Source organism: Pseudomonas koreensis (assembly GCF_025447595.1).
GTDB lineage: Bacteria > Pseudomonadota > Gammaproteobacteria > Pseudomonadales > Pseudomonadaceae > Aquipseudomonas > Aquipseudomonas koreensis_H.
Genome location: NZ_JAOEJU010000006.1, coordinates 157,531 through 183,533, shown reverse-complemented (window position 1 = coordinate 183,533; position 26,003 = coordinate 157,531). Strand labels below are relative to the sequence as shown.

Below are 26,003 nucleotides of genomic sequence, written 5' to 3'. Positions count from 1 at the left end.
GGGGTCACTGATTCCGAATGCTGGAAATACCGCTGTGTGAATCTGGTTGTCGGCAGGATTCGAAGCGGCAACGGGATAGGTGAAACTGTCCAGAATTGGCCGTTGCGAGGGCACCAGCCGCGCTGTTTCTGCATGCGGCGTAGAGGTTGCCTGCCAGAGCAAAAGGGTGACGTTTGTCCCCGCGCGGATTAATATGGCGATTTTTATGAAAGAAGTGATCATGAGCCGTTTGGCGCAAGACGATTTATATATACCTTTTAAAGAACTGATCGTTTCTTTTTTTGTAATCGCGTTGTTTTTTATATGGCAAGGAAACAAAGGATTTAGTCTTTGGGATGAAGGCTTTCTTTGGTACGGCGTTCAGCGAGTCATGCTGGGTGAAGTACCGATACTTGATTTCATGGCCTACGATCCGGGGCGATATTATTGGTCTGCGGCGATTATGAGTGTCGTCGGTAACAACGACATCATGAGTTTGCGGGCAAGTGTTGCGGTCTTTCAGGCTCTGGGCCTTTTTGTCGGACTTTGGTTGATTTCCCGATCCAGAAAAGTTGCAGGAAAACCGGATATTGTCTTTTGGTTGATCTCGGCATTGACTCTAATGCTCTGGATGTTTCCGCGGCACAAGATTTTTGATATTTCCCTGTCGATATTACTGGTTGGCGTGCTGACTTATCTGATCAGTCATCCAGTTCCCAAGCGCTACTTTATCGCCGGTATTCTGGTCGGTCTGGTGGCAGTCTTCGGACGCAATCACGGCGTTTATGGCGTTGCCGGCAGTGTAGGGGTGATTGCCTGGCTCTCTATCAGGAACCACTCTGCTCCCGGTTTTTTCAAAGGGGGATTTTTGTGGGCGGCCGGTGTTGTCGTCGGATTTCTTCCAGTGATTTTCATGGCGTTGCTGATACCGGGATTTGCCACGGCATTTTGGGAAAGCATTCGTTTTCTGTTCGAGCAGCAGGCGACAAATCTGCCGTTGCCGGTTCCCTGGCCGTGGACGGTCGATTTTGCCACCGCTACGGTCGGTGAGGCTGTCCGCGGTGTACTGGTGGGCCTGTTCTTTGTCGCGACCCTCGCCTTTGGCGGGATCTCGGTAGCATGGGTCATTTATCGCAGGCTCAAGGAAAAGCCTGTACCGCCGGCGCTGGTTGCATCGGCCTTCCTTTCGCTTCCCTACGCGCACTACGCCTTCTCGCGTGCGGATGTGGGGCATCTCGCGCAAGGAGTCTTTCCGACGCTTGTGGGATGTCTGATTGTGCTTTCCGGCGTTCAATCGAAAGCAAGATGGCCACTGGGCGTTGCCCTGTGTGCCGGCAGTTTCTGGGTGATGTGCCTGTTTCAGCCCGGCTGGCAAAGTCTGGCAAGTAAAGACTGGGTGAATGTCGAAGTTTCCGGCAGAAACCTTCAGGTCGACCCTGACACCGCAGGCGCCATAGCCGTGCTTCGTCAACTGGATAGTCAATATTCGTCCGGAGAAAAGCCTTTTGTCGTCGTGCCGTTCTGGCCGGGTGCCTATGCACTGCTGGAACGCAAATCCCCAATGTGGGAAATTTATCCTTTGTTCTCCCGCCCTGCTGGTTTCGAAGAAAAGGAAATCAGCCGGATAGAGCAGTCCAGACCAGGCTTCGTGCTTGTTTTTGATATGGCCCTGGATGGAAGAGATGAACTGCGCTTCAGAAATACTCATCCTTTGACGTATCAATATATCGTCGACAAGTTTGAGCGGGTTCCGGATTCAAGTAGTCCGGCCTATGAAATCTATAAACAAAAAGTTGCGGGTCAATGAAAAAAATCGCCATTCTTCAGTCGAACTATATTCCATGGAAGGGCTATTTCGACATGATCGCCGCTGTGGATGAATTCATCCTGTACGACGATATGCAATATACCCGACGCGACTGGCGAAACCGTAACCAGATCAAAACGCCTCAGGGTATTCAATGGCTGACCGTGCCCGTATCGGTCAAGGGCAAATACCATCAGACCATTCGGGAAACCGAAATCGACGGCACGGACTGGGCTGCGGCACATTGGCGAACCTTGCAGCAGAACTACCGCCGCGCTCCGCATTTCGCTGAGATTGCCCAGTGGCTGGAGCCGCTTTACCTGCAGGAGAGCTATACGCATCTTTCGCAGCTCAATCGCCGTCTGATCGAAGCCATCTGCCGCTATCTGTCTATCAAGACTACGATCAGCAACTCGTGGGACTACACCTTGCAGGACGGAAAGACAGAACGCCTGGTGGACCTCTGTGTGAAAGCGGGTGGCAGTGAGTACATCTCGGGGCCGGCGGCCAGAGACTACATCGATGAAGGGCTTTTTTCCGCCGCCGGGGTCAAGCTCAGCTGGTTCGACTACGCCGGTTACCCCGAATACCCTCAGATGTGGGGTGAATTCGCGCACGGCGTCACTATTCTCGATCTGCTTTTCAATTGTGGCAGGGATGCTCCCCGCTACATGAGGTACGTTGCATGAATCTTTCCATTGTGGCGACTCTCTATCAGTCTGCTGCCTACGTTGCCGAGTTTCACGAGCGGGCCAGTGCTGCCGCCAGGTCTCTGGTGGGCGACGATTACGAAATCATCCTCGTGAACGACGGTTCTCCCGATAACAGCCTCCAACTGGCAGTGCAGTTGACCGAGCACGATCCGCATGTCGTTGTGGTTGACCTGTCACGCAACTTTGGCCACCACAAGGCCATGATGACCGGGCTGGCGCAAGCCAAAGGTCAACGCGTGTTCCTGATTGACAGCGATCTTGAAGAAGAGCCCGAGTTGATTGTGGATTTCGCCGGGCAAATGGAACGGGAACGCTGCGATGTAGTGTATGGCGTTCAGGAGAGCAGAAAAGGCAACTGGTTCGAGCGCTGGAGCGGCCAGTGGTTCTATCGTTTCTTCAAAGGTCTTACCGGGCTCGCATTGCCAGAAAACGCTGTTACAGCGCGATTGATGACACGACGTTATGTGGATGCCCTGTTGCAGCACCGGGAGCGTGAAGTCTTCATGGCAGGCCTTTGGCATACCACTGGCTTTGCTCAGCATCCCTGTGTGATCAAGAAACACAGCACCAGTGAAACCACCTATACCTTGCGCCGGAAAATGTCGCTGCTGGTCAATTCCGTGACCTCGTTCAGTAACGCGCCCCTGGTGAGTATTTTCTATATCGGCGTCTCCATCTCCCTGTTTGCGATGCTTTACATTGCCTATCTGGTGGCGCACTGGTTGTTTCTCGCCAAACCGATGAGCGGCTGGACTTCGGTGATGGCGTCGATCTGGTTGCTCGGCGGTATGATCATTTCGTTCATCGGTGTAGTGGGTATCTACTTGTCGAGGATTTTCTCGGAAACGAAACAGCGCCCCTATACCATCGTGAGACAGATTTATGCACAGCGACAAGAATGACTTGCTCAAAGAAGTAGCGACGTACTACTCGGAAAAACTGGCCGAGCACGGCGTTACGCCTCGTGGGGTCGACTGGAACGGCGAAGAGAGTCAACTTCTCCGATTCGAGCAGTTATGCAAGATCATCGATCCGTCGTTATCGACGTTTTCGTTGACAGACCTGGGCTGTGGCTACGGTGCGCTGTACGATTTTCTTGTGGCGAAACATCCCAGGGCTTCATATCTGGGGGTGGATGTGTCGGCGGAAATGACGGCGGCCGCCGAGTCCCGCATCCAATCCGCCACTGCGCGATTGCTCACTGCATCGAAACCCGATGTGGTGAATGACTACAGTGTCGCCAGTGGTATTTTCAGTGTTCGTCAGCAACGCTCGGATGCCGAATGGTTTGACTACCTTCAGGCGACGCTGGATACCCTGGATCAATCCAGCCGACGCGGTTTTTCCTTCAATTGCCTGACTTCATATTCCGATGAAGACAAGAAGCGTGATTATCTGTACTACGCGGATCCAGGTCAGTTGTTTGATTTGTGCAAGCGTCGTTACTCCCGTCAAGTAGCGTTGCTGCATGACTATGGGTTGTATGAGTTTACTATTCTGGTGCGAAAGTAATATGAGAAGGCAGATTGTAATATTCGGCTCTGGTGAGATTGCGCAACTTGCGCACTTCTATTTCAGTTCGGACTCCGAATATGAAGTGGTCGCTTTTACCGTTGATGCCGAATACATCAAGGACCCCGCTTTTTGTGGTCTGCCTGTCATTCCGTTTGAGGATGTGCCTGGCAAGTATCCGCCAGAACATTTCGATTTTTTTGTAGCGCTCGGTTATGCCAGGCTCAATGCCGTACGCAAAGAAAAGTTTCTTGCTGTAAAGGCTTTGGGTTACACGCTGGTCAGTTATATCAGCTCCCGCGCAACGGTTCTCAATAATGGCGCGATCGGCGAAAACTGTCTGATTCTGGAAAATGCCATCGTCCAACCTTTCGTGTCGATTGGCAGGAATGTGACTCTGTGGAGTGGTAGTCACATTGGCCATCACTCGGTGATCGGGGATCACACGTTCATCGCCCCGCATGCGGCCATTTCCGGTGGCGTCGAAGTGGGCGAGCAGTGCTTCATCGGTATAAATTCCACCTTGCGTGACCATATAAAAGTGGCAGAAAAATGCGTTATCGGTGCTGGGACTCTGTTACTGGCAGATGCGGCTGCCGAGGGTGTCTATATTGGTACCGCGACCGAGCGTTCAAACTTTCCAAGCGCGAGTCTGAAGGGGCTATGAAGCACTCTGGCACAGGCGGCGAGATGACGGAATATCCGTTCGTGGTCAATCACACGGGATATCATTACAGGCGTTACAACGGTTTTGGTTTCGGGCGGACGGAAATGGGTCTGGCTGTATTGGAGAAACATTCGTGATCCGCGTTTTCGATTACTTCTATATTCTGGCAACTATCGGTTTTACCGTGTATGGCCAATTAATTCTAAAGTGGCGCATCGCACAGTTTGGCCCGCTGCCAGTCGATACATTCAGCAAGATCAAGTTTCTTTTAGGGCTGCTTCTGGATCCTGCAATCTTTTCGGGGTTCGCCGCGGCCTTCCTGGCTTCGCTGGCGTGGATGGCGGCCATGACCAAGTTTGAATTGAGTCACGCTTATCCATTCATGAGCATAAACTTCGTAGTGGTTTTGCTTTTGAGTGCCTGGTTTTTAAGTGAACCCATGACGTTGCAAAAAGCACTGGGCGTCGGATTGATCGTGATGGGGACCGTGGTCGCCGCCCGGGGCTAGTTGCCGATCGCCCGATGTTTCTGGCTCAGGTTGTTTTCAGTATTGAGTTCCGCGTTGAAGTCGTATTTCGGAGAATAAATGAAAAAAGTAAACTCAAGAATTCCTTTCAACTGGCCACATATGACGGGAAAGGAGCTTTACTACATAGCCGAAGCGCACTTCAACGGCAGCCTGGCGGGTGATGGACCCTTTACAAAGCGTTGCCATCGTTGGCTCGAAGAGCGTTCCGGCTGTGATACGGCATTGCTGACTCACTCCTGCACGGCCGCGCTCGAGATGGCAGCCCTTTTGCTGGATATTCAGCCGGGTGACGAAATCATCATGCCGTCGTACACCTTCGTGTCCACGGCGAACGCTTTTGTTCTGCGCGGCGGCGTTCCCGTCTTTGTCGATATTCGTGAAGACACGTTGAATCTTGATGAAAAACTGATCGAGTCAGCGATAACACCGCGTACGCGGGCAATCGTGCCGGTCCATTATGCAGGCGTCGCGTGCGAGATGGATGAGATCATGTCGATCGCACGCCGCCATGGCCTGATGGTTATCGAGGATGCTGCGCAGGGTGTCATGGCCAGTTACAAGGGGCGGGCGCTGGGTAGCATTGGCGACCTGGGTGCCTATAGCTTCCATGAAACCAAGAACGTGATTTCCGGAGAGGGCGGCGCATTACTGGTCAATCAGCCCGATCTGGCCCTGCATGCCGAGATCATTCGCGAGAAGGGCACGGACCGGAGCCGGTTCTTCCGTGGCGAAGTGGATAAGTACACATGGCAGGAAGTCGGCTCGTCGTTCTTGCCGGGGGAGCTCATCGCTGCCTTTCTCTGGGCTCAGCTTGAAGAGGCTGACCGGATCACCCGGGAACGCGTGACCAGTTGGAATCGTTATCACGAGTTACTTGCGCCGCTGGAAACCAAGGGCGTGCTGAGACGTCCGATCGTGCCGGCGGAATGTGAGCACAATGCCCACATGTATTACGTGCTGTTGTCATCGGACATTGATCGTCAGGACGTGCTGAACCAGTTCAAGAGCAATGAGATCTGGTCGGTTTTCCACTATGTTCCTCTGCACTCGTCACCTGCCGGGCTGCGATATGGACGTGCTCATGGAAGCCTTGAGGTCACCAATCGACAGTCCGAGAGACTCGTACGTTTACCCCTCTGGGTGGGATTGTCGGAGGAGCAGCAGGATCGCGTCGTAGCGATACTGAATAATCTTGCAATCGGGCGTTGACCGTCGAAGCGGCCGATGGTTTTCCATTCAGCTCGATTGATTGTCTGGTGCTGAAACAGGTGCAAACCCTGTTCATGGCCAGACAGACAGGCATTAAAAAGCCGGCTTGTGGCCGGCTTCTCGGGGACGGGCTTGGTTTATTTTTGGTAAACCGCGCCAGCCTTCAAAACGTACATCCGGATCTTGCGTCCGGCTGTGGGACTTGGTCAGACAGTGGTCTGCCGCGTCAGGCGTCATCTGGGCCGCTTGGCGGGTCGATGCGCGAATGTGGGGCGCAGGATACTGAGTTTTGTCAGGGATTCCCAGTCTCAAGTGCGGAATAGAGCGATTTCTGCGGCATAAAGCAGGGATTTGTACCGGGTATCCGGGCCTCATCGTCGGATCGCCGCCCGGACCAAGCCCGCTCCCGCAGAGTTCTGTTCTGGGACCGGGAGTAACGGCGGCTCAGAGGAACGGCACCACCGGCCGCCGCTTGCCCAGCGTCGACCACCAGAACACCCACCCCAGCACATGAATCCTCTGCTCTTCGATTTGTGCCGCGCGGAAGATTTCGTCCGGGTATTCGGCGCTGTTGTGGCTGCGCAGGCGCAGGGCGTTGCCGGGCATGCGGTGCAGGTATTTGATGCGCAGCATGCCGTCGTGTTCGATGGCGTAGATTTCGCCGTCCACCACCTGGGTGAGGCCGCGGTCGATGGCGAGAGTGGAGCCGTCTTCGATTTTCTCCGCCATGCTGTTGCCGATCATGTGGGTGCAGATGGCATCGGTGTGGCGGATTTCCAGCGCTTCGAGGTGGCTGCGGGGCAGACGTATGGTCTGATCCGGGTCCTTGATGACGTGGGTTTTACCTGAACCGGTGGCTGTCGGGGTTTCCTTGTAAAGCGGCAACTCGATGTCGGTGGACTCGAGCACCGTGTAGACACCCTGGATCGCTTGGGCGTCCAGTGTGTCGCCGGCGTTGTACAAGTTCGGCGCGTCCTTTTGCCCTTCGCCGGTCTTCAGCCATTGGCTATTGACGGACAACAGGCGCGCGACCTCTTCCATGCGATACGCGGGTACGCCTCGGGTGTACCAGTTATGAACGTTTTGGGCTTCCGTGCCCCAGAACTTTGCGAATCCCGTGGTGGTGATGTTCGCAGCTTCCAGGAGTGCCTTGAATCTTGGACCGCTAGTGTTCTTTCTCATAAACACGAGTCTACGGCCGGCCTAGAGCGGTTTGAATAAACCTAGTGTTCAAAATCAGGGCAAATTTTGCGACGGGATGTAAGACGTCCTTGTGGGAAATTACACACACTAAAACTTTTCTGTAGGTCGCCATAAACAAGCTGTTTAAGTACCTGGCGAGCAGGCACAAAAAACCCCGGATCAACCGGGGTTTTCTTCAAGCGTGTCGCAGGTCGCGAGGCTTAGCCTTTGTAGGCGGCAACCGACTTGGTGATCGCGGCGCGGGCAGCGTCAGCGCCGTCCCAGCCTTCGATTTTCACCCATTTGCCTTTTTCGAGATCTTTGTAGTTCGCGAAGAAGTGTTCGATCTGCTGGATCAGCAGGGCTGGCAGGTCGGTGTATTCCTTCACGTCCACGTACAGCTGGGACAGCTTGTCGTGTGGGACTGCGATGACTTTGGCATCGCCGCCGCCGTCGTCGGTCATGTTCAGGATGCCGACCGGACGCGCGCGGATTACCGAACCTGGAGCAACCGGGTAAGGGGTCACGACCAGTACGTCCAGGGGATCACCGTCGTCAGCCAGGGTGTTCGGGATGTAACCGTAGTTGGCCGGGTAGAACATCGGGGTGGCCATGAAACGGTCAACGAACAGGCAATCGCTGTCTTTGTCGATTTCGTATTTGATCGGCGCGTGGTTGGCCGGGATCTCGATCGCGACGTAGATGTCGTTCGGCAGGTCTTTGCCAGCCGGAATCTTGCTGTAGCTCATTGGGCGTTGCCCCCGTTAGTTGACCAAAAACACTTGGCCGGATTGACCAAAAAGTGGCGGCGATTATAGGCATATTCTGCCGTGGACGCCACGTACCGGAAGTCGTGCAGACCTTTACTCGTGAGCCTGATAGACCGGGTCGGTGGCCTGAAGTTGCTTCAGGCGCGCCAACGGATCCTGGCGGTAGAAAAGCTGCAACTGCGCATACACCTGTGGATAAGCCTCATGCAGCAGATCCGGAGCGCTGAAGAAGTACTCGCTGGTGACGGCGAAAAATTCGGCCGGGTTTTCGGCGGCATACGGGTCGATGGCCGTTTCAGCGTCCGGGTTGAGGTCGAGCTGACGGTTCAGGTCGTCGTATGCGGCCTGCATCACCTCGGCCCAGTCTTTCACCCGCATGTCGGCGTGCAGCGGCGGCAGGCCGTTGGCGTCGCCGTTGAGCATGTCGAGCTTGTGCGCGAGTTCGTGGATTACGAGGTTGTAGCCTTCCCAGCCGCCACTGGCCATCACGCCGGGCCAGGCAAGGATGATCGGCCCTTGTTGCCAGGCTTCGCCGCTGTGCTCGCCGTCCCACTCATGCTCGACGCCGCTGGCATCGCGATGGCGCTGGGGGCTGAGGAAGTCGTCGGGGTAGAGGACGATTTCGTGGAAACCCTGATACCAGTTCAGATCGCCCAGATGTAAAAGCGGCAATTGCGCCTGGGTCGCGAGCAACAGGCGCTGTTCCTGGTGCAGTTCGACGCCGGGCAGGGCGGTCAGGTGTTTGTCTTCGAGGAACAGCACACTGGTTTCGCGCAGCCACTGGTCTTCAGCGGCAGTGATGCCATCGAGAAAACTCAGGTGATGGCGCACCCGTTGCCACAGTTCGTCGGCAATCGGGTGCCTGGCCAGAATGCGCCGGCGGCGCCAGGCGCTCAGCGACCACATCGGCTTAGTGCGATTGGGCTTTGGTGCCGCCGAAACGGCTGCGAACCACGCCGATGATCATCGGTACCAGCGACAGCAGGATGATGCCGACCACCAGCAACGACAGGTTCTTCTTGATGAACGGCACGTTGCCGAAGAAGTAGCCCAGAGTTACCAGACCGCCAACCCACAGGACGGTGCCGAACACGCTGAACCCGAAGAAACGCGGGTAAGGCATCTTCGCGACACCGGCGACGAACGGCGCAAAGGTGCGGATGATCGGCAGGAAACGCGCCAGGGTCACGGTTTTGCCGCCGTGCTTGTCGTAGAAATCGTGGGTCTGCTGCAGGTAATCGCGGCGGAAGATCTTCGAGTTCGGATTGCTGAACAGCTTTTCGCCCGCCGTTCGTCCGATCACGTAGTTGGTGCTGTCGCCGAGGATAGCGGCCAACATCAGCAGGCCGCCCAGCAGCACCGGGTCCATGCCACCGCCCGCAGCCACTGCGCCGGCAATGAACAGCAGGGAGTCACCCGGCAGAAACGGCATCACCACCAGACCGGTCTCGCAGAAGATCACCAGAAACAGGATGGCGTAGATCCATGGCCCGTAATTATTCACCAGCAGGTCGAGGTAAACGTCGAGATGCAGGACAAGATCGAGCGGGTTGAAATCCATGGAGGCACCTGTGGTGACGGCCTGACTCGGCAGACCTGTGCGGATGACTTCGTGTAAGCCTACAAGCGGGTGTAGTTTTTCTTACAAGCCGGAAAGCTCGGGATTATACGGTTTGAGAGGTGAAAAGCGCGTTGGTTTTGTAGCGGGGGATGTCGGTGTGAATAAATGTCGGGTTGGAGTTCATTTTGGGGAGGGAGTCTGATCCCTCCCCGCAGACACCCGCGATCAGAGCTCGTCGCTGATCGGCAGTACGTAGTTCTTGAATTCGGTATCTTCCTTGAATCCGATGGATTCGTAGGTTTTTTGCGCCACCTCGTTGTCGGCACTCGTGGAGACGCGCATGCGCACGGCCTGGGTTTCCTTGGCCATTTTCTTCGCAGTGCGGATCAGGTTGTCGGCTACCAGCTGGCGGCGGGCGTCTTCGGCGACGTAGATGTCGTTAAGGATCCACACGCGTTTGAGCGACAGGGAGGAAAAGCTCGGGTAGAGCTGGCAGAAGCCCATGAGCTTCTTGTCGTCGTCATCGGCCAGGGCCAGGTAGATCACCGATTCCTTGCGTCGCAGGCGCTTTTCGAGAAAGGCCCGGGACGAGTCCGGATAAGGCAGGGAGCCGTAGAACTCGCGGTACTTAACGAACAACGGGGTCAGCAAATCCAGGTGTTCGAGGGTCGCTTGGATAATCCGCATGGTAGGTCTCGTCCTTCAAGTGGCTGTCTTCACGTGCTCTGACGGCGATGGGAAACCCGGGCGGCCGTGCATCGATCCTGCCTGAAACCGGCGCAGAAAGGCAATGCGGAAACGGTTCAGGCTGGGGGCGGATCGAGTAGGAAATTGCTCTTCATGTCTGCACCGGCTTCCGATTCCAGCGTCTGAACCTGCGCTTCGTCCTTCAGATTGACACCCGACAGCTGTCGCCGGCAGGCTTCGCGCATCAGGTACAGCAAGCGATGCGCCGCCATGCCGTAGCTGAGCCCTTCCAGCCGCACGTTGGAGATGCAATTGCGGTAAGCATCCGTGAGGCCGACCTTTGGATTGTAGGTGAAATATAAACCCAGGCTGTCCGGCGAACTGAGGCCCGGACGCTCTCCAATCAGCATCACGACCATTTTGGCGCCCAGCAACTGGCCGATTTCATCGCCAATCGCCACACGTCCCTGTTCCACCAGCACTACCGGCGCTGTCGACCATTCGTCGGCGCTCATCTGTTCCTCCAGACGGGTGAGAAACGGCAGGGTATGCCGATGCACCGCCAGCGCCGAGAGGCCGTCCGCCACCACCATCACCAGATCCACACCGCCCGGATGCGCCTTGGCGTATTCGCGCAGGGCCTGTGCCGATTGATCGCTCAGTTTGCGCCCCAGATCCGGGCGTTGCAGGTAGCTGTTGCGATCCACTGCGGCACTGTGCAGCAGCAGGCTGTCGCGCTGGCGCTCGGTCAGTTGGGCGCTGAGCCCGGCGTGATCGAACGGCAGATGCACCGCATCACGGGCCTGCGCGTGGGCGTACTGGAAATCCAGTTGTGCGCTGGTCGGCAGGCTGGTGCCGGTGCGGCCGAGGGCAATGCGCGCCGGGGTCAGGCGACGTAGCTCCAGCCACGGGTTTTGCGGATCGACGGGCGGTTTTTCCATCTGACTCATCCCAGTTGCGCCAAGGCCTGGCGGAAGGCCGGCGGCAGGTTGTTGCCGAAGCGGACCTTGCCGTCCGCCTGGGTGAAGATGCCCATGTTCGCCAGCCACTGCTCGAACTCCGGTGCCGGTTTCAGGCCCAGGGTCTGGCGCGCGTAGAGGGCGTCGTGGAACGAAGTGGTCTGGTAGTTGAGCATGATGTCGTCGGAGCCAGGGATGCCCATGATGAAGTTGATCCCGGCCACGCCCAGCAGGGTCAGCAGGGTGTCCATGTCATCCTGGTCGGCCTCGGCGTGGTTGGTGTAGCAGATGTCGCACCCCATCGGCACACCGAGCAACTTGCCGCAGAAGTGGTCTTCGAGGCCGGCGCGGATGATCTGTTTGCCGTTGTAGAGGTATTCCGGGCCGATGAATCCTACGACGGTGTTCACCAGAAACGGCTTGAAATGGCGTGCCACGGCGTAGGCCCGGGTCTCGCAGGTCTGTTGATCGACGCCGTGGTGAGCGTTGGCCGACAGCGCGCTGCCTTGGCCGGTTTCGAAATACATCAGGTTCTGCCCGAGCGTGCCGCGATTGAGGCTCAGGCCCGCTTCATAGCCTTCCTGCAAGATGTTCAGGTTGATGCCGAAACTGGCGTTGGCCGCTTCGGTGCCGGCAATCGACTGGAACACCAGATCCAGCGGCACGCCACGGTTGATCGCTTCTATAGAGGTGGTGACGTGGGTCAGCACGCAGGCCTGGGTCGGAATGTCGTAGCGCTGGATGATCGCGTCGAGCATTTCCAGCATCGCGCAGATCGAGGCGATGCTGTCGGTGGCCGGGTTGATGCCGATCATGGCGTCGCCGTTGCCGTACAGCAGGCCATCGAGAATGCTTGCGGCGATGCCGGACGGCTCGTCGGTCGGGTGATTGGGTTGCAGCCTTGTGGATAAGCGTCCACGCAGACCGAGGGTGCCGCGGAATTTAGTGACGACGCGGATTTTTTGCGCCACCAGTACCAGATCCTGCACACGCATGATCTTCGACACGGCGGCGACCATTTCCGGTGTCAGGCCCGGGGCGAGGGCGCGCAGGCTCTGCTCATCGGCCGCTTCGCTCAGAAGCCAATCGCGAAAGCCGCCAACCGTAAGATGGCTGACAACCGCAAAGGCCTGTTTGTCGTGACTGTCGATGATCAGCCGGGTGACTTCATCGGCTTCGTAGGGGATCAACGCTTCCTGCAGGAAATGCGTGAGCGGGATGTCGGCCAGCGCCATTTGCGCGGCCACCCGCTCGCCATCGTTGAGGGCGGCGACGCCGGCCAGGAAATCCCCGGAGCGTGCCGGGCTGGCCTTGGCCATCACCTCCTTGAGGCTGTCGAAGCGGTAGGTCTGGGCGCCGACGGTATGGGCAAATGCGGCCATGGGGCGCGTTCCTCCTGATGCTGTAAATGACTCTGTCCCTTGTGGGAGCGAGCCTGCTCGCGATGCAGACAGCTCGGTGCAATATTGATACCGCATCGATGCCATCGCGAGCAGGCTCGCTCCCACAGGAATGGGTGTGCACTTCTACATGGCGGACATCGGGCACGAGGCCCGGTGCGGGTGCATCTCAGATACCTTCGAGCATAGCGTCTGCCGGTGCTTCGGAGCGTTGCTTGGCGGTCAGTTGAAAGTACAGGTAGCCAGCGGCCATGAAACCGAGGAACACACAGCCGATCAGCGTGTTGAACCAGGCCATCGCCACCAGGCACACCAGCGCCAGGAACAGCGCAATGGCCGGCACCACCGGATAGCCCGGCGCGCGGAAGGTGCGCTCCAGGTTCGGCTCGGTTTTACGCAGTTTGAACAGGCTGAGCATGCTGATGATGTACATCACGATGGCGCCGAACACCGACATGGTGATCATCGCCGCCGTCAGGGTCATGCCTTGCAGATTGACCAGACCGTCGCTGTAGATCGCCGCGATGCCGACCACGCCGCCGGCCAGAATCGCCCGGTGCGGGGTCTGGAAACGCGAGAGTTTGGCCAGGCCTTTCGGCAGGTAACCGGCCCGGGCCAGGGCGAAGAACTGCCGCGAGTAGCCGAGGATGATCCCGTGGAAACTCGCCACCAGCCCGAACAGGCCGATCCATACCAGCATGTGCATCCACGTCGAATTGTTGCCGACCACCGCTTTCATCGCCTGCGGCAGCGGGTCGTTGATGTTCGACAGTTGGCGCCAGTCGCCAACGCCGCCGGCCATCACCATCACGCCGATGGCCAGGAATACCAGGGTCAGGATGCCGCTGACATAGGCCCGTGGAATGGTGCGTTTCGGATCCTTGGCTTCCTCGGCCGCCATGGCCGCGCCTTCGATGGCGAGGAAGAACCAGATTGCGAAGGGAATCGCCGCGAAAATGCCTGGAATCGAGCCCATCGTGAACTCATTGGCCCCCGACCAGCCGTTCAGCACGAAGTTGCTGAAGCTGAAGCCCGGTGCAACCACGCCCATGAATACCAGCAGTTCGGCGACGGCCAGCACAGTCACCACCAGCTCAAAGGTCGCGGCGATGGTGACGCCGAGGATGTTAAGGGTCATGAACACAAAATACGCGCCGACCGCCGCCAGTTTTGGATCAAGCCCCGGATACTGCACATTCAGATAGGCGCCGATGGCCATGGCAATGGCCGGTGGGGCGAACACGAATTCGATCAGCGTAGCGATCCCGGCGATCAATCCGCCTTTCTCGCCGAACGCCCGACGGCTGTAGGCAAACGGCCCGCCCGCGTGGGGAATCGCGGTGGTCAGTTCGGTGAAACTGAAAATGAAGCAGGTGTACATGGTCGCGACCATCAGGGCCGTGACCAGAAAACCCAGGGTTCCCGCCGTGCCCCAGCCGTAACTCCAGCCGAAGTATTCGCCGGAAATCACCAGGCCGACGGCAATGCCCCAGAGGTGCAGGGTGCCGAGTGTGGGTTTGAGCTGTGTGGTGGAAGTCATAAGTCCTCTCTGTCTTTTTTATTGTTCGATCTGTTGGACTTTCGGGTGCAGCGGTTGAGTGGGTGGATGCTGTTCACGCAGCGGCAGTGTCATGCAAATCCTGAATGACGGGTACGCAAGGCCCGTGCCAGAGCGGCCAGGCTTTGTGTTGTGTCATTAAGGACGTCTTCGCGAGCAAGCCCGCTCCCACATTATTGGATTTGTGCCGAATCCAATAATGTGGGCCGACGCAAGTCCCCTGTGGGAGCGGGCTTGCTCGCGAAGGCGATTGAACAGGCAACACAGAATCATCTGTGTTGCCCTGAGGTTTTAGAAGAAGCCCAGCGGGTTGATGTCGTAGCTCACCAGCAGGTTTTTGGTCTGCTGGTAGTGGTCGAGCATCATCTTGTGGGTTTCACGGCCGACGCCGGACTTCTTGTACCCGCCGAACGCGGCGTGCGCCGGGTACAGGTGGTAGCAGTTGGTCCACACACGACCGGCCTTGATGGCGCGGCCCATGCGATAGGCGCGGTTGATGTCGCGGGTCCAGAGGCCGGCGCCCAGGCCGAACTCGGTGTCGTTGGCAATCGCCAGGGCTTCGGCTTCGTCCTTGAAGGTGGTGATGCTCACTACCGGGCCGAAGATTTCTTCCTGGAACACACGCATCTTGTTGGTGCCCTTGAGCAGGGTCGGCTGGATGTAATAACCGGAAGCCAGATTGCCTTCGAGTTTTTCCACCTTGCCGCCGGTCAGCAGTTCGGCACCTTCGCCCTTGGCGATTTCCAGGTACGAAAGGATCTTGTCGAATTGCTGCTCGGACGCCTGGGCGCCGACCATGGTGTCGGTGTCGAGCGGGTCGCCACGTTTGATCTGGCTGACTTTCTTCATCACCGCTTCCATGAACTGCGGATAGATCGACTCCTGAACCAGTGCACGGGACGGGCAGGTGCAGACTTCGCCCTGGTTGAAGAAGGCCAGCACCAGGCCTTCGGCGGCTTTTTCAATGAAGCTTGGCTCGGCCTGCATGATGTCTTCGAAGAAAATGTTCGGCGACTTGCCGCCCAGTTCTACGGTGGACGGAATGATGTTTTCGGCAGCGCATTTCATGATGTGCGAGCCGACCGGGGTCGAACCGGTGAAGGCGATCTTGGCGATGCGTTTGCTCGTAGCCAGGGCTTCGCCTGCCTCTTTGCCGAACCCTTGCACCACGTTGAGCACGCCCGGCGGCAGCAGGTCGCCGATCAGTTCCAGCAGCACGCTGATGCCCAGCGGGGTTTGCTCGGCAGGCTTGAGCACCACGCAGTTGCCGGCGGCCAGGGCCGGCGCGAGTTTCCACGCGGCCATCAGGATCGGGAAGTTCCACGGGATGATCTGACCGACCACGCCCAGCGGTTCATGGATGTGATAAGCGACGGTGTTGCCGTCGATCTCGGCGGCGCTGCCTTCCTGGGCGCGCAGGCACCCGGCGAAATAACGGAAGTGGTCGGCGGCCAGCGGGATGTCGGCGTTGAGGGTTTCGCGGATGGCCTTGCCGTTGTCCCAGGTTTCGGTGATCGCCAGGGTTTCGAGGTTCTGTTCGATGCGGTCGGCGATTTTCAGCAGGACCAGCGAGCGGGCCTGGGCGGAAGTGGAACCCCAGGCATCGGCAGCGGCGTGGGCGGCGTCCAGGGCTTTTTCGATGTCTTCGGCCGTGGAGCGCGGGAATTCGGCAATCGGTTGGCCGTTAACCGGCGAGGTATTGGTGAAGTACTGACCTTTGACAGGCGCGACGAACTCGCCGCCGATGTAGTTACCGTACTTGCTCTTGAACGAGACTTTGGCGCCTTCAGTACCGGGGTGAGCGTAACGCATGACGATTTCTCCTTGGCTTTTGTATTTGTAGGGAGGCGCATGTGCGCTTGCTATAAGCGTAGAGCAAAGGTCGGGCCACTGCCGTGCAGGTCAGGCAAATCAAGGCCTTGCGTGATTTCTGTCGGACAAGTGGCAAGCGTCTGTGACGGTATCGGTACAGGTCGGGTGACAGTTTGTACCGCTTCTGGCACAACCCGTGACCGCGCGGTCTTGCCAGCATTGCAAAGACCGGTTGGCTGGAGGATGCTGGGCACCTTGTGGCGAGGGAGCTTGCTCCCGCTGGGCTGCGAAGCAGCCCCCCAAAAACATCTGCCGATCATGGTCTTCAGCGAGCGCTACGCACTCGAACGGGAGCAAGCTCCCTCGCCACAGACCTCGGGGAGAATAATAAGAAATGCACGACAACCATTTGAGTCGCCATGCCCAACAGGTTCTCACTGTCACCCAGGGCAAGCCGCACCTGCATGGCCCCGGTGCCGACCCGTCGATCGCCCGCTCGTGGCTGCGTTGTCTTGAGGACTATCACCTCGACCCGGCCCTGACCATGGCGCCGACCGTACTCGAACACGGTCGAGTCCTCGAAAGTCGGGAACGGCTGCAACAGGTGTTGCAGATCGCCGGCAATGAAATGAGCAGCCTGCATCAGCAACTCTCCGGCGCCGGCCACGCGGTGCTGCTGACCGACGCGCGCGGGGTGATCCTCAACTGCGTCACCGCTCCCGCCGAACGCAAGATCTTCGAACGCGCCGGCCTGTGGCTGGGTTCCGACTGGAGCGAGGCCTGCGAAGGCACCAACGGCATCGGCACCTGCCTTGTCGAGCGTCAGGCCCTGACGATTCATCAAGACGAACACTTTCGCGGTCGCCATACCGGCCTGACCTGCTCGGCGAGCCCGGTGTTCGACCCGCACGGCGAACTGCTGGCAGTGCTCGACGTTTCCTCCGCGCGGCATGATGTCTCGCGCCAGAGCCAGTTCCACACCATGGCGCTGGTCAATCTGTCGGCGAAGATGATCGAGAGCTGCTATTTCCTGCGCTGCTTCGATAACCAATGGTTGCTGCGTTTCCATCTCCAGGCCGAGTCCGTCGGGCTGTTCAGCGAAGGGCTGCTGGCGTTTGACGGGGAAGGGCGGATCAGTGCGGTCAATCAGAGTGCCTTAAACCTGCTCGGCCATATTCGCGGTGGTTTGCTGGGCAAACCGGTGGAGGCGTTTTTCGATTGTTCGCTGGATGAGTTGCTCGGGCGCGCGAGTGCCAATGCCAGCGCCAGTTGGCCGTTGCGCACCCGCGATGGGCGGCATCTGTTTGCGGTGTTGCGCGGCGAAACTCGTCGGCCGCTGCCGGTAGCGCCGGTTCCCGCGCCTGTCGAAGTGCCGCGCCTTGCAGGTATTTGCCTCGGTGATGCGGTGTTGCAGGCAGATTTCCGCAAGTCGCTGCGGGTGTTCGAACGCGACGTGCCACTGCTGATCAACGGTGAAACCGGCTCCGGCAAAGAGGCGTTCGCCAAGGCTGTGCATAACGCCAGTCAGCGCGCCGGCAAAGCGTTCGTCGCCCTCAACTGCGCGGCGATTCCCGAAAGCCTGATCGAGAGCGAACTGTTCGGCTATCGCGGCGGCAGTTTCACCGGCGCGCGCAAGGACGGCATGCGCGGCAAGTTACAGCAGGCCGATGGTGGCACGTTGTTCCTCGATGAAATCGGTGACATGCCCCTGGCCTTGCAGACCCGACTGCTGCGGGTGCTGGAAGACCGGCAAGTAGTGCCGATCGGTGGCGAGCCGGAAGCGGTCAACGTGCGGATCATCAGTGCCACCCACCGCAACTTGCTGGAGCGGGTGGGTGATGGCAGTTTCCGGGAAGACCTGTATTACCGGCTCAACGGGTTGGAAGTTGCGTTGCCGCCGTTGCGCGAGCGCAGCGACAAGTCCCAGTTGCTGGACTTCCTGCTGGCTGAAGAGGCGGGCGGTGAAACAATACTGATCGAAGAACCGGCGCGCCAGGCGTTGCTCGGGTTCAACTGGCCAGGCAATGTGCGGCAGATGCGTAATGTGCTGCGCACACTGGCGGCGCTGTGCGATGAAGGGCGGATCGGGCTGGAGGATTTGCCCGCCATGTTTCGGCAGGTGCAGCCACTGTTGGTCAAAACCGATGAAGCGTCATCCGGGCAGCCGCTGGAAGATGCCGAGCGGCTGGCTCTGCTCAATGCGCTGGAACACACGCGCTGGCACATGACCCACACGGCGCAGCAACTGGGCGTCAGTCGCAATACGCTCTATAGAAAGCTGCGCAAGCACGGGATCGCCCGAACCGCCTGAATCCCCTCCTGATCATTCCCACGCTCTGTGTGGGAATGCCTCCCCCGGACGCTCCGCGTCCGCTTTTGGACGCAGAGCGTCCTGCGCTGCATTCCCACGCGGAGCGCGGGAACGATCAAGGTCGGGTGATCAGCTAAAGAGTGCGATTTCCCCCTCCCTGCGCTAACCTGCGGCCATGTTTTACGAGGTCGACTATGCACATTCATATTCTGGGTATCTGCGGGACTTTCATGGGCTCGATGGCGGTTCTGGCCAAAGAGCTGGGCCATCACGTGACTGGCTCCGACGCCAACGTCTATCCGCCGATGAGCACCCAGCTCGAAGCCCAGGGCATTCAGCTGACCCAGGGTTACGACCCGGCGCAGCTTGAACCGGCACCGGATCTGGTGGTGATCGGCAACGCCATGTCCCGCGGCAATCCGGCAGTGGAATATGTGCTGAACAAAGGCCTGCCGTACGTTTCCGGCCCGCAATGGCTGGCCGACCATGTGCTGCAAGGTCGCTGGGTGCTGGCGGTTGCCGGTACGCACGGCAAGACCACCACCAGCAGCATGCTCGCCTGGGTGCTGGAACACGCCGGCATGGGTCCGGGCTTCCTGATCGGCGGCGTGCCGCAGAACTTCTCGGTGTCGGCTCGTCTGGGCGGCACACCGTTCTTCGTGATCGAGGCCGACGAATACGACAGCGCGTTCTTCGACAAGCGTTCGAAGTTCGTCCACTACCGTCCGCGTACCGCGATTCTCAACAACCTTGAGTTCGATCACGCCGACATCTTCCCTGATCTGCCGGCCATCGAGCGGCAGTTCCACCACTTGGTGCGGACCATCCCGAGCGAAGGCCTGGTCATTCACCCGACCACCGAACCGGCCTTGCAGCGTGTGATCGAGATGGGTTGCTGGACTCCGGTGCAAACCACCGGTGCCGGCGGTCAGTGGCAGGTCAAGTTGCTGAAAGACGACGGTTCGGCGTTCGAAGTGATGTTCGAAGGCGTATCCCAAGGCGTGGTCGAGTGGGAACTGACCGGTCAGCACAACGTCGCCAATGCCCTGGCCACTCTGGCCGCCGCGCGTCACGTCGGTGTTGTACCGTCGATGGGCATCGCCGGGTTGAGCGCGTTCAAGAGCGTGAAGCGCCGGATGGAAAAAGTCGCGGAAGTGCGCGGCATCACCATCTACGACGACTTCGCCCACCACCCGACCGCGATTGCCACCACCCTCGACGGCCTGCGCAAGCGCATTGGCGATGCGCCGCTGATCGCGATCATCGAACCGCGCTCCAACTCGATGAAGCTCGGCGCGCACCGTGACGGTCTGCCGGACAGCGTGGTCGATGCCGATCAGGTGATCTGGTACGCCCCGGCCAACCTTGGTTGGGATCTGGCGGGCACGGCGGCGCTGTGCAAGGTGCCGTCGATCGTCAGCGATTCGCTGGAAGGCATCATTGAACGTGTGAAGAGTCAGGCCCAGCCAGGCACTCACGTTGTGATCATGAGCAACGGCGGCTTCGGCGGCCTGCACGGCAAACTCGCCGAGGCGCTGAAATGAACACTCGATTGGACAGCAATGGCCCGGAACGTATCACGCTGGCGATGACCGGCGCGTCCGGCGCCCAGTACGGCTTGCGCCTGCTGGACTGTCTGGTGCGAGAAGATCGGGAGGTGCATTTCCTGATCTCCAAGGCCGCGCAACTGGTGATGGCCACCGAGACGGACGTGTCGCTGCCGGCCAAGCCGCAAATGATGCAGGCGTTCCTCACCGAATACACCGGCGCGACCGCCGGGCAGATCCGCGTGTACGGCAAGGAAGACTGGATGTCACCGGTGGCTTCGGGCTCCGGCGCCCCGGCAGCGATGGTGGTGGTGCCGTGCTCGACCGGCACCTTGTCGGCCATTGCCACCGGGGCTTGCAACAACCTGATCGAACGGGCGGCGGACGTGACGTTGAAGGAGCGTCGCCAGTTGATCCTGGTGCCGCGCGAAGCGCCATATTCGAGCATTCACCTGGAGCACATGCTCAAGCTGTCGAACATGGGCGTGACCATTCTGCCGGCCTCGCCGGGCTTCTATCACCAGCCGCAGACCATCGATGACCTGATCGATTTCGTGGTGGCGCGGATTCTCAATCTGCTGGGCATTCCCCAGGACATGCTGCCGCGTTGGGGCGAACACCACCTGAGCAGCGATGAATAAGCTGCTTGCGATCCTGCTGGCGCTGCAACTGACCGGCTGCGCCACGGCGCGCACGCTGGATGCTGCCAAGCCCGGCGCGCCGGTGGTGTATTCCGGCACCCGGCTGGATCTGTATGCGATGAATGGCGGGTGTTGTGCGATCGATCGATTCGGTGCCGAGGCGCCGAGCTATCCCGGCGTGGATCTGCCGGCCAGCGCATTGCTCGATACGCTGCTGTTGCCGTTGTCGTTGCTGACGGTGATTGGCGTGGGGTTCCAGGCGACTGGCGGACTCTAAAAAAGATCGCAGCCAATGGCTGCGATCCTTTGTTTTTACTTGCCGAGCTTTCTCAACTCATCCGACTCGACGATCCGCACCCCGTCCTGTTCTTCCAGTGCCAGCCGCCACATCGCCCGGGCCAGTTGGCAGGCTTCGATGCCGCGGTATTTGCCGGGAATCAGTTTCGAGAACGGCGCGGCAAGCTGCTCGCCCAGGCGGGGCTCGCTTCGTTCCCCGAGCAATAAGGATGGCCGGCAAATGGTCAGTTGCGGCCAGTCTTGCGCGCGTAATGCGTATTCCATTTCGCCTTTGACCCGGTTGTAGAACACCGAGGATCGGCGATCGGCGCCCAACGCACTGATTACGATCAGATGTCGTGCGCCCATTTCTCTTGCACGTTTGGCGAATGCCACCACCATGTCCAGATCCACGGCGCGGAACGCCTCTTCCGAACCCGCTTGTTTGATGGTCGTACCCAGGCAGCAATAGGCAATATCGACCCGGCCGGCGAGTTGCGGCAGGAAGGTCTGTGGATCGCCGACCGGGTTTTCCAGGTGCGGATGCTCCGCCAGTGGTCGGCGTGAAGGTGCAAGGACGCGGCTGATTGTCGGCTCGTTGAGCAGACGGTCGAGCAGATGCTCACCGGTCAACCCGGTGGCTCCGGCAAGCAAGACATGCTGAGGCGTCAAGTACATAGTGTCTCTCCCTTGATACTGTTCAGCTTAGTTGCTCTTTATCGCTCCGTCGTTCAACGCAGCACTTTGCAATGCTTTTCTCGCTTGCTGTTTACGCAGCAATTGCCAGTGGGCCAGCACGGTTTTCGGCGCCCAGATCTGCGGTTCAGAGGCTTCGAAGTTGTCCGCCAGTTCACGTTCGGCGACCGTAGCCTTGGCCAGCTTGAAGGCTTGCTCCAGGTCGTCGGTCTGGTTCAGCGCCTGGGCAAACAGGGCATCGCCGAAGTAAGTGAAGTTGGCCTCCTCGGAGCAACCGAACGACACGCGATCGGCGCGCGAGGCGGTCATGATCAGCGTGCGTTCATCCTTCAACGCCGGAATGAAGCCACCGGAATAGCACGAAGAGATGACAATGATCTTGTCGCGATTCTTCAGCGGTGCGAGCACGGCGGCGAGTTCGTCGGCGGGCAGGTCGGCCAGTTCCATGCGCGGCTGGTCGAGCACCAGTTCGTGCTCGGCAGTGCCATGGCTGGTCAGGTAGATGAAGACCAGGTCTTCCGGGCCGCTGCGTTCGGCCAGGGTCAGCGCTGCGCGGCGCAGGTTCTCGCGAGTGGCCATCGGCCGGTCGCCGAGGTGGTCGCGATGGTTGACCAGACGAATCTGGCCGAAGGCGCCGAAACGGCTGGTGAGCATGTTGGCCACGTAGTCGGATTCGCGAAGGAACACGCTCTGCTTGCCGTCGCCGCCGAGGGTCAGGGTGTACAGCTCCACTGCCGGGGTCGAGGCCGGCACATTGGCCAGCGCCTCGTCGAGCAGGCGACCCTGGGCCAGCAGGCCGAGTTCGAGGGTGTCGGGCAGCAACTTGCCGTCGGCATCGCGCACGCGCTGGCCGTTGATCCAGGTGCCGCTGAGCACGCTGCCATCGGTGAGCACCAGGGTGCCGCGTCCGGAATAGCTGTCGCTGTCGAATCCACCGACGTAGAAACTGCCATCGGACAGGTTCAGCCGGCCCTGACCACTGAAGCGCCAATCATTGAAGTAACCGATGTAGTGGCTGCCGTCGGCGCCGATCAGTTCGCCCTTGCCGGTCAGCGCCCCTTCCTTGAACTGCCCGAGCCAGACATCGCCATCGGCGTTTTCGTAGCGGCCCTTGCCGTGCAGTTGATTGTTCTTGAAGCCACCGACGTAGATGTCGCCGTCGGCACTGTTGAACGTGCCGTTGCCTTCGAGCTGGCCGTTGACGAAGTGGCCGGTGAACTGATTGCCGCTGGCATCACCGCGCTGGCCTTCGCCATTGGGTTTGCCGTGGGCGAACTGGCCTTGGTAGGAGCTGCCGTCGTCCAGTTCGAGGCGACCGAGCCCGGAATACTGGTCGGCCTTGAATTCGCCGCGATAAGTCATCGCGTTTTCTTTGAGGGTGCCTTCGCCGTCACGCCGGCCCAGCTTGAAACCGCCAGTGTAGCTGCCGGCCGTGGTGGTCAATGTGCCCTGGCCATCGAACAGCCCTTGCTGGAAGTTGCCGCGATAGACCTCGCCATTGCTGCCGTGCCATTCGCCCTGGCCATGCCATTGCCCCTTGTCGAACGCCCCGGCGTACCAGCTGCCGTTGGGATAGTCGACCCGGCCCTGGCCTTGCAGCAAGCCATTGACCAGTTCGCCGCGATAGCGGCCGCCGTCGGGCAGGCGCGCATCCGGCGGCAACAGCGATTCGCCGTCGCCACACGCGGCCAGCAACAGAGTCAAGGCAAGGGGAGCAAGAGGAGCGAATGAGCGCATAGCGGGATCCGGGCAATTAGGCGACCGAGTATGCCGCAGCTATGTGACCTTATACAGCCGGCGGGGAGCAGCGGATGCGAAACAGCGTGAGCCGTTTCGCATCCAGGCGCTTAAACGAAGCAGAGCGACAGCGGTTCGGCGATGTAGGCCGGTTTGTCCGAGCCTTCGATCTCCAGGGTGGCGGTGGCCTTGAGCAGCCATTGGCCAGGTTTTTTCTCGGTCACTTCACCGAGGTCGACCTTGAGCCGGACTTTGGAATTGACCTTGACCGGCTGGATGAAACGCACGCTGTCCAGGCCGTAGTTGACCACCATCTTCACGCCTTGCGGCAGGATCAGGATGTCTTCCATCAGTTTGGGGATCAGCGACAACGACAGGAAACCGTGTGCAATGGTGCTGCCAAATGGCGTTTGCGCGGCTTTGACCGGGTCGACATGGATGAACTGGTAATCCCCGGTGGCTTCGGCGAACAGGTTGATGCGCTCCTGATCGATGGTGAGCCATTCGGAACGTCCGAGTTCCTTGCCGACATAATCTTTGAGCTCTGCAACTGGAACATAGGGCATTGAGACTCTCCTTGGGTTCATCGGTTTTATAGTTTTTCAGGTGGGGGATTTGACCGCCCTGCGAACCACTGTAGATCATCATGGCGATTTGCTCAGGTCAACCGACCATGCTTTTGGCGAATGCCGATCCATAGCGCAGGCGTGCTTATAATGCCGGCGACTTGCGGGTTGGAAAGTAAGACGGAGATGACGGATGTTGCTACGTGGCCTGACCATGCTGGTGCTGTTTCAATTGCTCGGCACGGCCCTCAATCACTTGCTGTTGCCGGTGCTGCCGGGGCCGATCATCGGCCTTTTGCTGCTGCTGGTATTCCTGGTCGTGCGCGGTGAAGTCGGCGAGCCGCTGAACCTCGCCGCCGGCAGTCTGCTGCGTTATCTGCCATTGCTGCTGGTGCCGCCGGCGGTGGGCGTGATGGTGTATGCCACGGCGATTGCCGCGGATTTCTGGGCCATCGTCGGTGCGCTGGTGGTCTCGCTGATTCTGTCGATGGCCTTCGCCGGCGTGCTGATGCAACGGCTGGTCAAGCGTCACGCGCCGCATTCGGAGGAGTCCTGATGCTGTTCGACTGGCAAGGTGCCTGGGCTTCGGTGATTCACCACCCACTGTTTGGCATCGGGATCACCCTGGGGGCTTATCAACTGGTGCTGGCGGCGTTCGAGAAAACCCGCTGGATCTTTCTGCAACCGGTGCTGGTCTCGATGCTGTTGGTGATCGGCGTGCTGGTCGGCTGCGGCCTGACCTACGCCGAGTACCGCAAGAGCACCGAGATCCTCAGCATTCTGCTGGGCCCGGCGACTGTTGCGCTGGCCGTGCCGCTGTATTTGAATCTGCGGCGCATCCGCCAATTGTTCTGGCCGATTTTTACTACGCTGGTGATAGGCGGCGTGGTCGCCACGGGCATGGGGGTGGCGCTGAGCTGGTGGTTTGGCGCCGATCACATGATCCTGATGACCATGGCGCCCAAGTCGGTGACCTCACCGATCGCCATGCTGGTGGCCGAGCAAATCGGTGGTGTCGCCGCGCTGGCGGCAGTGTTCGTATTGATCACCGGGGTGATCGGCGCGATCTTCGGGCCGGCGCTTTTGACCCGCCTCGGCGTGCACAGCCCGGAAGCGCGCGGCATGGCGCTGGGCATGACGGCGCATGCGGTCGGCACGTCGGTGGCGTTGCAGGAAAGCGATGAGTGCGGCGCCTTCGCGGCGCTGGCGATGAGTCTGATGGGCGTGGCCACGGCGGTGTTCCTGCCGCTGGCGGTGTCGATGGTGGTGTAAGGAAATGTCTATGAGTCTGCCGCTTTTTCCGCTGAACACGGTGCTGTTTCCCGGCTGCAATCTGGATTTGCAGATCTTCGAAGCGCGCTATCTGGACATGATCGGCCGCTGCATGAAACAGGGTGGCGGGTTCGGTGTGGTGTGCATTCTTGAAGGCAGCGAAGTCGGCGGCGCGCCGGAAAGTTTCGCCATGGTCGGCTGCGAAGCGCGCATCACCGATTTCCAGCAGCAGGACAACGGACTGCTGGGCATCCGTGTGCAGGGCGGGCGCCGCTTCATCGTGCAGCACACCGAAGTGCAACGCGATCAATTGATCATGGCCGAGGTCGAGTGGCTGGACGAAGAGCCCGAGCAACCGTTGCAGGATGAGGACGCCGATCTGGTGGCGCTGCTCAAGGCCCTGGCCGAACACCCGATGGTCGAGGCGCTGAACATGGGCGTCGAAGCGGCAGGGCAGCAGTCGCTGGCCAATCAGTTGGCGTATCTGCTGCCGTTTGCCGAGGAAGACAAGATCGACCTGCTGCAACTCGACGATCCGCAGCAGCGACTGGATGCAATCCAGGCGCTGCTTGATGAGTTGCAGGGTGAACTCTTCGCCTGACGCCGTCCCGG

The 26,003-nt window shown here is 59.3% G+C and carries 26 protein-coding genes; 14 read left to right on the top strand and 12 right to left on the bottom strand.

What is annotated here, in order from left to right:
• The first annotated feature begins 205 nt into the window (after positions 1-205).
• The 7 genes from N8H71_RS10900 (at position 206) to rffA (ending at position 6,416) form a co-directional block, all read left to right on the top strand.
• The gene (locus N8H71_RS10900; protein ID WP_262193986.1) at positions 206-1,786 is read left to right on the top strand and encodes a hypothetical protein; all 1,581 of its coding nucleotides are present in this window, start codon (positions 206-208) and stop codon (positions 1,784-1,786) included.
• The gene (locus N8H71_RS10895; protein WP_262193985.1) at positions 1,783-2,475 is read left to right on the top strand and encodes a WbqC family protein; all 693 of its coding nucleotides are present in this window, start codon (positions 1,783-1,785) and stop codon (positions 2,473-2,475) included. The genes N8H71_RS10900 and N8H71_RS10895 overlap by 4 nt, the downstream gene beginning before the upstream one ends.
• The gene (locus N8H71_RS10890) at positions 2,472-3,401 is read left to right on the top strand and encodes a glycosyltransferase family 2 protein (RefSeq protein WP_262193984.1); all 930 of its coding nucleotides are present in this window, start codon (positions 2,472-2,474) and stop codon (positions 3,399-3,401) included. Before N8H71_RS10895 ends, N8H71_RS10890 begins: the two co-directional genes overlap by 4 nt.
• Positions 3,382-4,011, top strand: coding sequence for a class I SAM-dependent methyltransferase (locus N8H71_RS10885; protein WP_262193983.1), 630 nt, complete (start codon positions 3,382-3,384; stop codon positions 4,009-4,011). Before N8H71_RS10890 ends, N8H71_RS10885 begins: the two co-directional genes overlap by 20 nt.
• Positions 3,983-4,678: an acetyltransferase gene (locus tag N8H71_RS10880; protein WP_262193982.1), complete on the top strand. Its 696-nt coding sequence runs from the start codon at positions 3,983-3,985 to the stop codon at positions 4,676-4,678. Before N8H71_RS10885 ends, N8H71_RS10880 begins: the two co-directional genes overlap by 29 nt.
• A 133-nt stretch (positions 4,679-4,811) precedes the next feature.
• Positions 4,812-5,186 carry an EamA family transporter gene (locus tag N8H71_RS10875; protein WP_262193981.1) on the top strand — a complete coding sequence of 125 codons (375 nt, stop codon included), beginning with the start codon at positions 4,812-4,814 and terminating at the stop codon, positions 5,184-5,186.
• A 78-nt stretch (positions 5,187-5,264) separates the two neighbouring features.
• Positions 5,265-6,416, top strand: a complete 1,152-nt coding sequence (rffA, locus tag N8H71_RS10870; RefSeq protein WP_262193980.1) for a dTDP-4-amino-4,6-dideoxygalactose transaminase — start codon at positions 5,265-5,267, stop codon at positions 6,414-6,416.
• A 444-nt stretch (positions 6,417-6,860) separates the two neighbouring features.
• On the opposite strand, the gene N8H71_RS10865 is transcribed toward rffA, so the two are convergent.
• The 9 genes from N8H71_RS10865 to exaC all read right to left on the bottom strand — a co-directional run bounded on the left by N8H71_RS10865 (position 6,861) and on the right by exaC (position 16,345).
• Entirely contained in the window at positions 6,861-7,598 is a 738-nt protein-coding gene (locus N8H71_RS10865) for a S24 family peptidase (protein WP_262193979.1), read from the bottom strand.
• A 221-nt stretch (positions 7,599-7,819) separates the two neighbouring features.
• Positions 7,820-8,347, bottom strand: a complete 528-nt coding sequence (ppa, locus tag N8H71_RS10860; protein WP_007933577.1) for an inorganic diphosphatase — start codon at positions 8,345-8,347, stop codon at positions 7,820-7,822.
• Positions 8,348-8,461: 114 nt separating this feature from the next.
• Positions 8,462-9,274: a zinc-dependent peptidase gene (locus N8H71_RS10855; RefSeq protein ID WP_262193978.1), complete on the bottom strand. Its 813-nt coding sequence runs from the start codon at positions 9,272-9,274 to the stop codon at positions 8,462-8,464.
• 4 nt (positions 9,275-9,278) lie between these two features.
• The gene (locus tag N8H71_RS10850) at positions 9,279-9,929 is read right to left on the bottom strand and encodes a DedA family protein (protein WP_262193976.1); all 651 of its coding nucleotides are present in this window, start codon (positions 9,927-9,929) and stop codon (positions 9,279-9,281) included.
• A 225-nt stretch (positions 9,930-10,154) separates the two neighbouring features.
• A complete protein-coding gene (locus N8H71_RS10845) occupies positions 10,155-10,616 on the bottom strand; it encodes a GNAT family N-acetyltransferase (protein ID WP_007958617.1) in 462 nt (153 codons plus the stop codon).
• A gap of 116 nt (positions 10,617-10,732) precedes the next feature.
• Positions 10,733-11,566 (bottom strand): ethanolamine ammonia-lyase subunit EutC, encoded by an 834-nt coding sequence (gene eutC / locus N8H71_RS10840; RefSeq protein ID WP_431768308.1) that lies wholly within the window; start codon positions 11,564-11,566, stop codon positions 10,733-10,735.
• On the bottom strand, positions 11,563-12,957 hold the full coding sequence (locus N8H71_RS10835) for an ethanolamine ammonia-lyase subunit EutB (protein ID WP_262193974.1): 1,395 nt from the start codon (positions 12,955-12,957) through the stop codon (positions 11,563-11,565). The genes eutC and N8H71_RS10835 overlap by 4 nt, the downstream gene beginning before the upstream one ends.
• Positions 12,958-13,144: 187 nt before the next feature.
• Complete coding sequence (eat, locus tag N8H71_RS10830) at positions 13,145-14,515, bottom strand: ethanolamine permease (RefSeq protein WP_262193973.1); 1,371 nt, start codon at positions 14,513-14,515, stop codon at positions 13,145-13,147.
• A 309-nt stretch (positions 14,516-14,824) separates the two neighbouring features.
• Positions 14,825-16,345 (bottom strand): acetaldehyde dehydrogenase ExaC, encoded by a 1,521-nt coding sequence (exaC, locus tag N8H71_RS10825; protein ID WP_085608772.1) that lies wholly within the window; start codon positions 16,343-16,345, stop codon positions 14,825-14,827.
• 394 nt (positions 16,346-16,739) lie between these two features.
• On the opposite strand from exaC, the gene N8H71_RS10820 reads away from it, so the two are divergent.
• The 4 genes from N8H71_RS10820 to N8H71_RS10805 all read left to right on the top strand — a co-directional run bounded on the left by N8H71_RS10820 (position 16,740) and on the right by N8H71_RS10805 (position 21,121).
• Positions 16,740-18,656, top strand: a complete 1,917-nt coding sequence (locus N8H71_RS10820; RefSeq protein WP_262193972.1) for a sigma-54-dependent Fis family transcriptional regulator — start codon at positions 16,740-16,742, stop codon at positions 18,654-18,656.
• Between the two features lie 194 nt (positions 18,657-18,850).
• Positions 18,851-20,200 (top strand): UDP-N-acetylmuramate:L-alanyl-gamma-D-glutamyl-meso-diaminopimelate ligase, encoded by a 1,350-nt coding sequence (gene mpl, locus N8H71_RS10815; RefSeq protein WP_262193971.1) that lies wholly within the window; start codon positions 18,851-18,853, stop codon positions 20,198-20,200.
• Positions 20,197-20,844, top strand: coding sequence for a flavin prenyltransferase UbiX (ubiX, locus tag N8H71_RS10810; protein ID WP_262193970.1), 648 nt, complete (start codon positions 20,197-20,199; stop codon positions 20,842-20,844). The genes mpl and ubiX overlap by 4 nt, the downstream gene beginning before the upstream one ends.
• Complete coding sequence (locus N8H71_RS10805) at positions 20,837-21,121, top strand: YceK/YidQ family lipoprotein (RefSeq protein WP_262193968.1); 285 nt, start codon at positions 20,837-20,839, stop codon at positions 21,119-21,121. The genes ubiX and N8H71_RS10805 overlap by 8 nt, the downstream gene beginning before the upstream one ends.
• Before the next feature lie 35 nt (positions 21,122-21,156).
• Here the strand turns inward: N8H71_RS10805 and N8H71_RS10800 are convergent, their stop codons facing one another.
• From N8H71_RS10800 to N8H71_RS10790, 3 genes are all read right to left on the bottom strand, one after another.
• Complete coding sequence (locus N8H71_RS10800; RefSeq protein WP_007958634.1) at positions 21,157-21,798, bottom strand: oxidoreductase; 642 nt, start codon at positions 21,796-21,798, stop codon at positions 21,157-21,159.
• 27 nt (positions 21,799-21,825) lie between these two features.
• Positions 21,826-23,553, bottom strand: a complete 1,728-nt coding sequence (locus N8H71_RS10795) for a C13 family peptidase (protein ID WP_262193967.1) — start codon at positions 23,551-23,553, stop codon at positions 21,826-21,828.
• A gap of 110 nt (positions 23,554-23,663) precedes the next feature.
• Positions 23,664-24,119: a MaoC family dehydratase gene (locus tag N8H71_RS10790; protein ID WP_007909575.1), complete on the bottom strand. Its 456-nt coding sequence runs from the start codon at positions 24,117-24,119 to the stop codon at positions 23,664-23,666.
• 193 nt (positions 24,120-24,312) lie between these two features.
• Between N8H71_RS10790 and N8H71_RS10785 the strand changes: the two genes are divergently transcribed.
• From N8H71_RS10785 to N8H71_RS10775, 3 genes are read left to right on the top strand one after another with little or no spacing between them, the layout of a single operon-like run.
• A complete protein-coding gene (locus N8H71_RS10785) occupies positions 24,313-24,675 on the top strand; it encodes a CidA/LrgA family protein (RefSeq protein ID WP_262193966.1) in 363 nt (120 codons plus the stop codon).
• Complete coding sequence (locus N8H71_RS10780) at positions 24,675-25,391, top strand: LrgB family protein (RefSeq protein ID WP_262193965.1); 717 nt, start codon at positions 24,675-24,677, stop codon at positions 25,389-25,391. Before N8H71_RS10785 ends, N8H71_RS10780 begins: the two co-directional genes overlap by 1 nt.
• A gap of 10 nt (positions 25,392-25,401) precedes the next feature.
• The gene (locus N8H71_RS10775; protein ID WP_262193964.1) at positions 25,402-25,992 is read left to right on the top strand and encodes an LON peptidase substrate-binding domain-containing protein; all 591 of its coding nucleotides are present in this window, start codon (positions 25,402-25,404) and stop codon (positions 25,990-25,992) included.
• Positions 25,993-26,003: the final 11 nt, after the last annotated feature.

Coding starts and splice junctions, on each gene's coding strand:
- N8H71_RS10900 (WP_262193986.1), top strand. CDS start 206: ATGAAAGAAGTGATCATGAGCCGTTTGGCGCAAGACGATTTATATATA.
- N8H71_RS10895 (WP_262193985.1), top strand. CDS start 1,783: ATGAAAAAAATCGCCATTCTTCAGTCGAACTATATTCCATGGAAGGGC.
- N8H71_RS10890 (WP_262193984.1), top strand. CDS start 2,472: ATGAATCTTTCCATTGTGGCGACTCTCTATCAGTCTGCTGCCTACGTT.
- N8H71_RS10885 (WP_262193983.1), top strand. CDS start 3,382: ATGCACAGCGACAAGAATGACTTGCTCAAAGAAGTAGCGACGTACTAC.
- N8H71_RS10880 (WP_262193982.1), top strand. CDS start 3,983: ATGAGTTTACTATTCTGGTGCGAAAGTAATATGAGAAGGCAGATTGTA.
- rffA (WP_262193980.1), top strand. CDS start 5,265: ATGAAAAAAGTAAACTCAAGAATTCCTTTCAACTGGCCACATATGACG.
- N8H71_RS10865 (WP_262193979.1), bottom strand. CDS start 7,598: ATGAGAAAGAACACTAGCGGTCCAAGATTCAAGGCACTCCTGGAAGCT.
- ppa (WP_007933577.1), bottom strand. CDS start 8,347: ATGAGCTACAGCAAGATTCCGGCTGGCAAAGACCTGCCGAACGACATC.
- N8H71_RS10855 (WP_262193978.1), bottom strand. CDS start 9,274: ATGTGGTCGCTGAGCGCCTGGCGCCGCCGGCGCATTCTGGCCAGGCAC.
- N8H71_RS10850 (WP_262193976.1), bottom strand. CDS start 9,929: ATGGATTTCAACCCGCTCGATCTTGTCCTGCATCTCGACGTTTACCTC.
- N8H71_RS10845 (WP_007958617.1), bottom strand. CDS start 10,616: ATGCGGATTATCCAAGCGACCCTCGAACACCTGGATTTGCTGACCCCG.
- eutC (WP_431768308.1), bottom strand. CDS start 11,566: ATGAGTCAGATGGAAAAACCGCCCGTCGATCCGCAAAACCCGTGGCTG.
- N8H71_RS10835 (WP_262193974.1), bottom strand. CDS start 12,957: ATGGCCGCATTTGCCCATACCGTCGGCGCCCAGACCTACCGCTTCGAC.
- eat (WP_262193973.1), bottom strand. CDS start 14,515: ATGACTTCCACCACACAGCTCAAACCCACACTCGGCACCCTGCACCTC.
- exaC (WP_085608772.1), bottom strand. CDS start 16,345: ATGCGTTACGCTCACCCCGGTACTGAAGGCGCCAAAGTCTCGTTCAAG.
- N8H71_RS10820 (WP_262193972.1), top strand. CDS start 16,740: ATGCACGACAACCATTTGAGTCGCCATGCCCAACAGGTTCTCACTGTC.
- mpl (WP_262193971.1), top strand. CDS start 18,851: ATGCACATTCATATTCTGGGTATCTGCGGGACTTTCATGGGCTCGATG.
- ubiX (WP_262193970.1), top strand. CDS start 20,197: ATGAACACTCGATTGGACAGCAATGGCCCGGAACGTATCACGCTGGCG.
- N8H71_RS10805 (WP_262193968.1), top strand. CDS start 20,837: ATGAATAAGCTGCTTGCGATCCTGCTGGCGCTGCAACTGACCGGCTGC.
- N8H71_RS10800 (WP_007958634.1), bottom strand. CDS start 21,798: ATGTACTTGACGCCTCAGCATGTCTTGCTTGCCGGAGCCACCGGGTTG.
- N8H71_RS10795 (WP_262193967.1), bottom strand. CDS start 23,553: ATGCGCTCATTCGCTCCTCTTGCTCCCCTTGCCTTGACTCTGTTGCTG.
- N8H71_RS10790 (WP_007909575.1), bottom strand. CDS start 24,119: ATGCCCTATGTTCCAGTTGCAGAGCTCAAAGATTATGTCGGCAAGGAA.
- N8H71_RS10785 (WP_262193966.1), top strand. CDS start 24,313: ATGTTGCTACGTGGCCTGACCATGCTGGTGCTGTTTCAATTGCTCGGC.
- N8H71_RS10780 (WP_262193965.1), top strand. CDS start 24,675: ATGCTGTTCGACTGGCAAGGTGCCTGGGCTTCGGTGATTCACCACCCA.
- N8H71_RS10775 (WP_262193964.1), top strand. CDS start 25,402: ATGAGTCTGCCGCTTTTTCCGCTGAACACGGTGCTGTTTCCCGGCTGC.